We start from the raw sequence: 7,689 nt of genomic DNA, 5'->3' as shown, positions 1-7,689 counted from the left end.
TTAGAACAAGGGCTGGTCTTTATGTCAGATACCCGCACCAATGCGGGCGTCGACAACTTTTCCACCACACGCAAGATGTTTACCTTTCAGGTTCCCGGTGAACGCCTGATCACGATCATGACGGCGGGCAACCTTGCCACAACGCAATCGCTGATCAGCCTGCTGGAAGAACGCTCTAAAATCGCGATGGAACGTGACCCCAGCATTCTACGTGCGCCAACCATGTTTCAGGTTGCACGGCTGGTCGGTCAAACCCTGCGCGAGGTCATTCTCGACGTGCAAAGCAAAGGCCAGATGTCGGCGGCCAGCTTTCAAGCGACCGTAATCGTCGGCGGTCAAATCCAAGGCGGCATGCCCACCCTGTTTCTGGTCTATCCCGAAGGCAATTTCATCGAGATTACCGAAGATACGCCTTTTTTCCAGATTGGTGAAACCAAATACGGCAAACCGATCCTTGTGCGCGCCTACGAGCCGGATATGAGCCTGCAAGATGCCGTGAAACTGCTGTTGGTGTCGTTTGATTCAACGCTCAAGGCGAATTTGTCGGTCGGGCTGCCCATTGATGTGCAGACTTATGAAAACAACACCTTCGAGGTCGCAAGCAAGACCCGCATCGAATCCGAAGACCCGATGTATCAGTCGATTTCAAAAGGTTGGGGCGATGCGTTGAAATCGGCGTTCCAGACGTTGCCTTCCTACGATATTGAATCCGGCAAACGCACAACCGACAGCTAAACGGAAAACTGCCGCAGTCTTGACCGCGGCAGTCCCTTTGTTTCCAAGCAGGCGCTTAGGCAGTTTGCTCGCACAGGCGCTTGCGCGCAGCCGCGTATTCAGTGGCAAAGCGTTCCACCACATCGGCTGCCGGCATGACAGATTTCACCGCACCGATCCCTTGGCCCGCGCCCCAAATCTCTTTCCAGCTTTTGGGCTTTTGACGGTCGGCCCCGAAATCCATATTCGACGGATCGGACCGTTCAAGGTTGTCGGGGTCCATGCCCTGCGCCTCGATAGACGGTTTCAGATAGTTACCCCAAACGCCCGTGAACAGATCGGAATAGACGATATCGGACGCCCCTGAATCCGCGATCATCTGCTTGTACCGCTCGTCTGCGTTTGCCTCTGTCGTGGCAATAAACGCCGATCCGGCATAGCCGCCATCGGCACCCATGGCTTGCGCCGCCAAAATGCTGTCACCGCGTGCAATCGCACCCGACAAAAACAGCGGCCCGTTGAACCATTCGCGAATTTCCTGAATCAACGCGAGCGGCGACAACGCACCCGCGTGCCCCCCTGCCCCGGCCGCCACAGCGATCAGACCATCGGCACCTTTTTCAATCGCTTTGTGAGCAAAGCGGTTGTTGATGACGTCATGCAACACCACGCCACCCGCACCATGCGCCGCATCGTTCAGCCAGTTCTGCGCGCCCAGGGACGTGATCCACAACGGCACTTCGTGTTTCACGCAAATCTCGACATCGCGTTCCAGTCGCGCGTTGGATCTATGCACGATCTGGTTCACCGCATAGGGCGCTGCCGGGGTATCTGGGTTCGCCTGGTTATGGCGGTCCAACTCTTCCTTGATGCGGGTCAACCATCGGTCCAGCTCGATCGGTTCGCCGTCGGCTTCGCGGGCGTTCAGCGCGGGAAAACTGCCGACGATCCCCGCCTTACATTGTGCGATCACCAGATCAGGGTTTGAAATGATGAACAGCGGGCTGCCAATCAGCGGAATACGCAGAGTGTCGAATAGGGCAGGTAGCGTCATGGGTTCCTCCGGGAAGTGTTCTTTTACCTGTAACTTGTCAGGGCGCGGCAGATTAGGGAATGACAAACGTTGCGTCCGTCACCCCCCGCCTCTGAAGTTTCAGGCTCTAAACAGCCTCGATGATGGTGACGTTAGCGATACCACCACCTTCGCACATGGTTTGCAGGCCGTATTTCTTGCCCTGCGCATGCAGGCTGTGCACCAGCGTCGTCATCAACCGCGCACCTGACGCACCCAACGGATGGCCAAGCGCAATCGCGCCACCATTCACGTTCAGCTTTTCAGGATCCGCCCCGGTGTGCTTGAGCCACGCCATGGGAACCGGCGCAAAAGCTTCGTTGACTTCGAACAGGTCAATGTCGTCGATCTTCATACCTGCGCGTTCCAAAGCACGGTCCGTGGCAGGCAGCGGTTCTTCGAGCATGATAACCGGATCACCGGCAGTCACAGTCAGGTTCACGATCCGCGCCTTGGGGGTCAAGTTATATTTCTTCAATGCTGCCTCGGACACGACTAGCACACCCGCCGCACCATCGCAAATCTGCGAGGCGTTCGCAGCCGAGATCATACCGTTCGGATCCAGCAGTTTTACGTTCGAAATAGACTCTAACGTTGCATCATCGCGGATACCTTCGTCGCGGGTATGCATCCCGCCTTCGATTGCAAGCGGCACGATTTCAGCATCAAACGCCCCTGCATTGCGGGCCGCGGTTGCCCGACGGTGGCTTTCCAGCGCAAAGCTGTCCAGCTCTTCGCGGTTAAAGCCGTGCTTTTGCGCAATCATCTCGGCCCCGATAAACTGGCTGAAATTCTTGGTGCCAAAGCGTTCTGCGATACGGTCGCTAAAGGGCCCCTCGCCCAATCCCGCCTTGGCATGCAATGTCACGTTCGACATCATCGGCACACGCGTCATGCTTTCGACACCCATCGCCACGACAACATCTTGGGTCCCCGACATCACAGCTTGCGCAGCAAATTGCACCGCTTGCTGTGAACTGCCGCATTGACGGTCGATCGTGACGGCCGGCACCGATTGCGGCAGGTTCGACGCCAGCACACAGTTGCGCCCAAAGGCAAAAGACTGTTCACCCGCCTGGGTCACACACCCGACGATCACATCGTCAATCGCCGCCCCATCAATGCCACTGCGCGCAACCAGTGCATTCAGCACCTCGGCCCCCAGATTTGCAGGGTGCCAATCACGCAAAGCCCCCCCGCGCCGTCCGCCAGCAGTCCGGACCGTTTCAACGATATATGCATTAGCCATAGGTTTTCCCCTCCCGGAAAATGGTTATTTCGGTGCCATGCGGATCGCGCCATCAAGGCGGATCGTTTCGCCGTTCAGCATCGGGTTGTCGATAATTGCACCGACCATTTTGGCGTATTCCGAAGGATCCCCCAAACGGCTGGGGAACGGCACTTGCGCACCCAAGGAAACTTGCGCTTCTTCAGGCAAGCTGGCCAGAAGCGGCGTCAGGAACAGGCCCGGCGCAATGGTCATCACGCGAATGCCATAGCGCGCCAATTCGCGGGCGATTGGCAGGGTCATCCCGACAATACCGCCCTTGGACGCAGCATAAGCAGCCTGCCCGATCTGCCCGTCAAATGCCGCAACAGATGCGGTGTTGATGATAACGCCACGCTCTTCGCCAATCGGGTCGGCCTTGTGCAATGCGGCGGCAAATTTCGACAAAACGTTGAACGACCCCAACAGGTTGACATTGATCACCCCTGCAAAGCTTTCCAACGGCAGCGCGTCGCCTTCGCGGCTGACAACTTTGGCTGGTGGCCCGATGCCCGCACAATTCACCAAGATACGCGCCTTGCCATGCACACCTTCGGCATCCGCAATCGCAGTGGCGACAGCATTTTCATCCGTCACGTTCACCTTGAAGAATTTTCCACCGATTTCGGCTGCTTTGGCTTCGCCCATCTCGGCGTTCATGTCGAAAATCGCGACTTTGGCACCGGCCTTGGCCAGCATTTCGGCTGTCGCCCCGCCCAGGCCCGACGCGCCCCCGGTTACAATCGCCGCTTGTCCTTGAAGTTGCATGTGCAGTCCCCCCTTGGCGGGCCGCATGGCCCGCATATTTCAGATTCAGGGGAATGTTGCGCGGGCTGTCGGGGAATTCAATCCAAAAGGCAGAAAGGTGCAGAATAACGCTAAGGCCGTCAGCCCTTTACCCTAGCCCCCTGCGCGATTGTCGGTTCCGCGTTGTTCAACTGTTCTATCGCAAAACCGGCCGCTGCTTTGTAGCGGGCCATGAAAGCATTGCGTTCCTCAAGCGACACGACATCGTTGATATCTGTAAACTCTCCGCCACAGCGATCGTTCACCATATTCAGCAAACCAAACGGACCCGAACCACGGTTGCGCAAGATCAGCTCTGACACCGGCGCACACAGCGCGTCATCATAGGCTTTCAACGCCGCCGGGGTCACACCATGTTGCAACATCATCGCCCCGATGGTGCGCGCATCAATGATTGCCTGACTGGCCCCGTTCGACCCCGTTGGATACATCGCATGGGCCGCATCGCCCATCAAGGCAACGCCCCCATCAACCCAGGTATCCACAGGGTCACGGTCGATCATCGGGTTTTCATAGGCGATTTCGGCACCTTGCAACAACGCAGGCACGTCAAGCCAATCATAGGTCCACCCTTCGAAATGGTGGCTGAAATCGGACACCTTGGCAGGCTTGTACCAGCCGCTTTTGCGGTCTTCGGTTTCATCAAAGGTGACTTCGGCGATCCAGTTGATGTCGGCAAAGCCCTGATCATCAACATCCGAGATCGGATAAATCACCATCCTTTGCAGATGTGTACCCAACCCGATAAAGGACGATCCCGTCCGGCTGGGTTTCGCCCGTGTTGTGCCGCGCCACATCAAGGCACCGCCCCAGTGGATCGGCGGCTGATCGGGGTGCATCTGCGCGCGGATCGCCGAATGAATACCATCTGCGCCGATCAGCAATGTGCCCGTTTCCACAGCCTCGCGCCCGTCGGCACGGGTGATCTGAGCGGCGACTGTGCCATCAGCGTTCTGACTGTATCCGGTAACCTTTGCCCCCAATTGCACCGCATCCTTGCCCGCCCGGGCAATCAGCGTGTCGTACAGCATCATATGCAGCTTGCCGCGATGCACCGCGTATTGGGGCCAGTTATAGCCCGCTTCGGTGCCGCGGGGTTCTGCGTATATTTCCTGCCCCTGCTGACCAACCAAGGCCCATTCCCGCGCGGGCAGTCCGACTTTGTCCAGATCGGCAGCCGTGATCCCCAGATCAAACAATTCGCGCACGGCATTGGGTTGAATGTTGATCCCGACGCCCAGAGGTTTCAATTCGCGGACCGATTCAAACACGGTGCTGCGCACCCCGATTTGGTCAAGGGTCAAGGCAAGCGCCAGCCCGCCAATGCCACCACCGGCAATCAGAACATGAGGTTGGGACATTGTATTTACCGCCTTTGTACAAAAGTTACGATCTGTTAGCAGATCATCGCGATGGGTCAAACCCGTCCTGCAGGCGAACCGCCTTGCTGGCCAGCGCGACAAACTGTGCGCGTTCGGCATCAGACAGCCCGCCCAGAATATCGTCCTGCAAGGCGGTGACAATCGGGGTGACTTTGCGCAACACGTCCTGCCCCTCCTTGGTGAGCGCAACCTGTCTCGCGCGCTTGTCGTCGGGGTTCACGGTGCGGGTCACCCAGCCTTTACGCTCCAACCGGTCGACGACCCCCCCGATGGTTGCGCGGTCATAGGCAATGCGCAGCGCGAGCGTGGCCTGATCAACCCCCGGCGTGTCGCAGATGGTGTGCAAGGCCGCGAACTGAACCGAGGTCATGTCGATCCCTGCCGCTTTCAGGTGATCGGCAAATGCCGCCGTCGAAATTTGGTGTAACCGCCGGATCAAATGGCCGGGCATTAGGCTCAGGGACATGTGCCACCTCTTTGGTAATAAGCATACTTACCAAATTGACACTGCCGCGCAAAGCCCCTATATGATAAGTATACATATTAGATTGGAGCGGCATATGCAGTACCACCTGAACGGCTTTCACCCCGGCAACCCTCATGTCGCCGAACCCGTCGGCGCAGGCCATCCCGCGACGCCCCCTGCTCAGGTCGATGTGTTGATCGTCGGGTGCGGCCCTGCTGGCCTGACCCTTGCTGCGCAATTATCCGCTTTCGCTGATATCTCCACCTGCATCATCGACCAGAAATCCGGGCCCTTGCAGATCGGTCAGGCTGACGGGATCGCCTGCCGGTCGGTCGAGATGTTCGAGGCCTTCGGATTTGCCGAATATGTGCTGCGCGAAGCCTATTGGGTGAACGAGACGACATTCTGGAAACCCGATGTCACGCACCCCAATCATATCGCCCGCAGTGGCCGCATCGAAGACACCGAACAAGGTTTGTCCGAAATGCCCCATGTGATCCTAAGCCAGGCGCGGGTGCATGACTTTTATCTAGATGTGATGCGGCAAGGCCCGCGACGGCTTGAACCGCATTACGACCGCAAATTCATCGGGCTGACCCGCGATGACAGTGCTGATTTCCCCGTCACAGTTACCATCGAACACGCGCCAAGCGGGGCCCAGCCTGTCACCGAAACCATCCAAACGCGCTATGTCATTGGGTGTGATGGTGCCCGCAGCGGGGTGCGCCACGCAATCGGGCGTGACCTTGTGGGCGATGCGGCCAATCAGGCATGGGGCGTGATGGATGTGCTTGTGGAAACCGACTTTCCCGACATTCGACTTAAATCCGTGATCCATTCCGCCTCCGAAGGGTCGGTCCTGATTATCCCGCGCGAAGGCGGCTACATGGTGCGCATGTATATCGAGCTGGACAAACTGAATGCCGACGAACGGGTCTCGCAAAAGGGCATCACCGAACCGCAACTGATCGCAGCAGCCCGCCGGATCATGGCCCCCTATACGCTTGACGTGAAACAGGTCGCTTGGTGGTCGGTTTACGAGATCGGTCAACGGCTGTGCGATCAGTTTGATGATGCTGAAACAGACACGAACCCGAGGGTATTTATCGCGGGTGACGCGGGCCACACCCACAGCCCCAAGGCGGGCCAAGGCATGAACGTTTCCATGGGGGATGCGTTCAATCTGGGTTGGAAAATAGCGGCCGTCCTGCGCGGGCAGTCTGATCCGACGATCCTGCGCAGCTATTCAGCCGAACGCCAGGCCATCGCGCAAGAGCTGATCGATTTTGATCGCGCCTTTGCCAAGATGTTCAGCGCCCGCCCCGCTTCCGGCAATACCACGCAGGAAGACACTGTTGATCCGGCTGAATTCCAGCGCTACTTCCAAAAGCAGGGCCGTTTCACCGCTGGAACATCCGTGCATTACGCACCGTCGCTGGTGGTCGGGGATGCGCGGCACCAAAGTCTGGCGACCGGTCTGACGGTAGGGATGCGGTTTCACTCTGCCCCCGTGATCCGCATTGCCGATGCCAAGACGGTGCAACTGGGTCACATGCTCAAGGCCGATGGCCGCTGGCGCATTCTCGCCTTTGCCGGGCAAGATCACGATCTAACGATCCTATGTGGCTATTTAGGCTCTGATATCTCGCCTTTGACTTGGGCGACCCCCGCTGGGGCAGACGGTGATTCAGTGATTGATGTCAGGGCGATCTATCAAGCCCCCCACCGTGATCTGAACCTGCGCAGCCTTCCGCCCTTGCTTTTACCGAAGAAAGGCAAATACGGGCTCACGGATTATGAAAAGACGTTCAGCGCCGACCCTTCCGCAGACATCTTTGACATGCGCGGGATTGACCGGAAACACGGCTGCATCGCGATTGTCCGACCGGATCAATACATCGCCCAAATTCTGCCACTGGACGCACATGATGGAATCACGCGCTTTTTCGCGTCTGTTCTAAAACCACAAACGGGGAACTAA

7 protein-coding genes are annotated in these 7,689 nt (G+C 57.8%); 2 read left to right on the top strand and 5 right to left on the bottom strand.

The genetic code is table 11. The annotated features are described in order from the left end of the window. Positions 1–735: peptidase (locus HGT1_RS04525; RefSeq protein WP_255200091.1), on the top strand; the 735-nt coding region annotated here is incomplete at its 5' end. Positions 736–790: 55 nt separating this feature from the next. On the opposite strand, the gene HGT1_RS04520 is transcribed toward HGT1_RS04525, so the two are convergent. From HGT1_RS04520 to HGT1_RS04500, 5 genes are all read right to left on the bottom strand, one after another. Next, positions 791–1,768, bottom strand: coding sequence for a nitronate monooxygenase family protein (locus HGT1_RS04520; RefSeq protein WP_176248745.1), 978 nt, complete (start codon positions 1,766–1,768; stop codon positions 791–793). Positions 1,769–1,874: 106 nt separating this feature from the next. Then, positions 1,875–3,035: an acetyl-CoA C-acetyltransferase gene (locus HGT1_RS04515; protein WP_176248744.1), complete on the bottom strand. Its 1,161-nt coding sequence runs from the start codon at positions 3,033–3,035 to the stop codon at positions 1,875–1,877. Between the two features lie 24 nt (positions 3,036–3,059). Next, on the bottom strand, positions 3,060–3,821 hold the full coding sequence (locus tag HGT1_RS04510) for an SDR family NAD(P)-dependent oxidoreductase (RefSeq protein ID WP_176248743.1): 762 nt from the start codon (positions 3,819–3,821) through the stop codon (positions 3,060–3,062). A 119-nt stretch (positions 3,822–3,940) separates the two neighbouring features. After that, the gene (locus HGT1_RS04505) at positions 3,941–5,221 is read right to left on the bottom strand and encodes a flavin-dependent oxidoreductase (RefSeq protein ID WP_176248742.1); all 1,281 of its coding nucleotides are present in this window, start codon (positions 5,219–5,221) and stop codon (positions 3,941–3,943) included. Between the two features lie 43 nt (positions 5,222–5,264). Continuing rightward, a complete protein-coding gene (locus tag HGT1_RS04500) occupies positions 5,265–5,708 on the bottom strand; it encodes a MarR family winged helix-turn-helix transcriptional regulator (RefSeq protein ID WP_176248741.1) in 444 nt (147 codons plus the stop codon). A gap of 94 nt (positions 5,709–5,802) precedes the next feature. Between HGT1_RS04500 and HGT1_RS04495 the strand changes: the two genes are divergently transcribed. Beyond that, complete coding sequence (locus tag HGT1_RS04495; RefSeq protein WP_176248740.1) at positions 5,803–7,689, top strand: FAD-dependent monooxygenase; 1,887 nt, start codon at positions 5,803–5,805, stop codon at positions 7,687–7,689.

Source organism: Sulfitobacter sp. HGT1 (assembly GCF_013282155.1).
Lineage (GTDB): Bacteria > Pseudomonadota > Alphaproteobacteria > Rhodobacterales > Rhodobacteraceae > Sulfitobacter.
Note: the sequence above shows the minus strand (reverse complement) of the source record. Positions and strands in the feature narration are given on the sequence as shown.

Excerpts from the sequence above, each read along its gene's own strand:
- HGT1_RS04520 (WP_176248745.1), bottom strand. The coding sequence starts at position 1,768 with ATGACGCTACCTGCCCTATTCGACACTCTGCGTATTCCGCTGATTGGC.
- HGT1_RS04515 (WP_176248744.1), bottom strand. The coding sequence starts at position 3,035 with ATGGCTAATGCATATATCGTTGAAACGGTCCGGACTGCTGGCGGACGG.
- HGT1_RS04510 (WP_176248743.1), bottom strand. The coding sequence starts at position 3,821 with ATGCAACTTCAAGGACAAGCGGCGATTGTAACCGGGGGCGCGTCGGGC.
- HGT1_RS04505 (WP_176248742.1), bottom strand. The coding sequence starts at position 5,221 with ATGTCCCAACCTCATGTTCTGATTGCCGGTGGTGGCATTGGCGGGCTG.
- HGT1_RS04495 (WP_176248740.1), top strand. The coding sequence starts at position 5,803 with ATGCAGTACCACCTGAACGGCTTTCACCCCGGCAACCCTCATGTCGCC.
- HGT1_RS04500 (WP_176248741.1), bottom strand. The coding sequence starts at position 5,708 with ATGTCCCTGAGCCTAATGCCCGGCCATTTGATCCGGCGGTTACACCAA.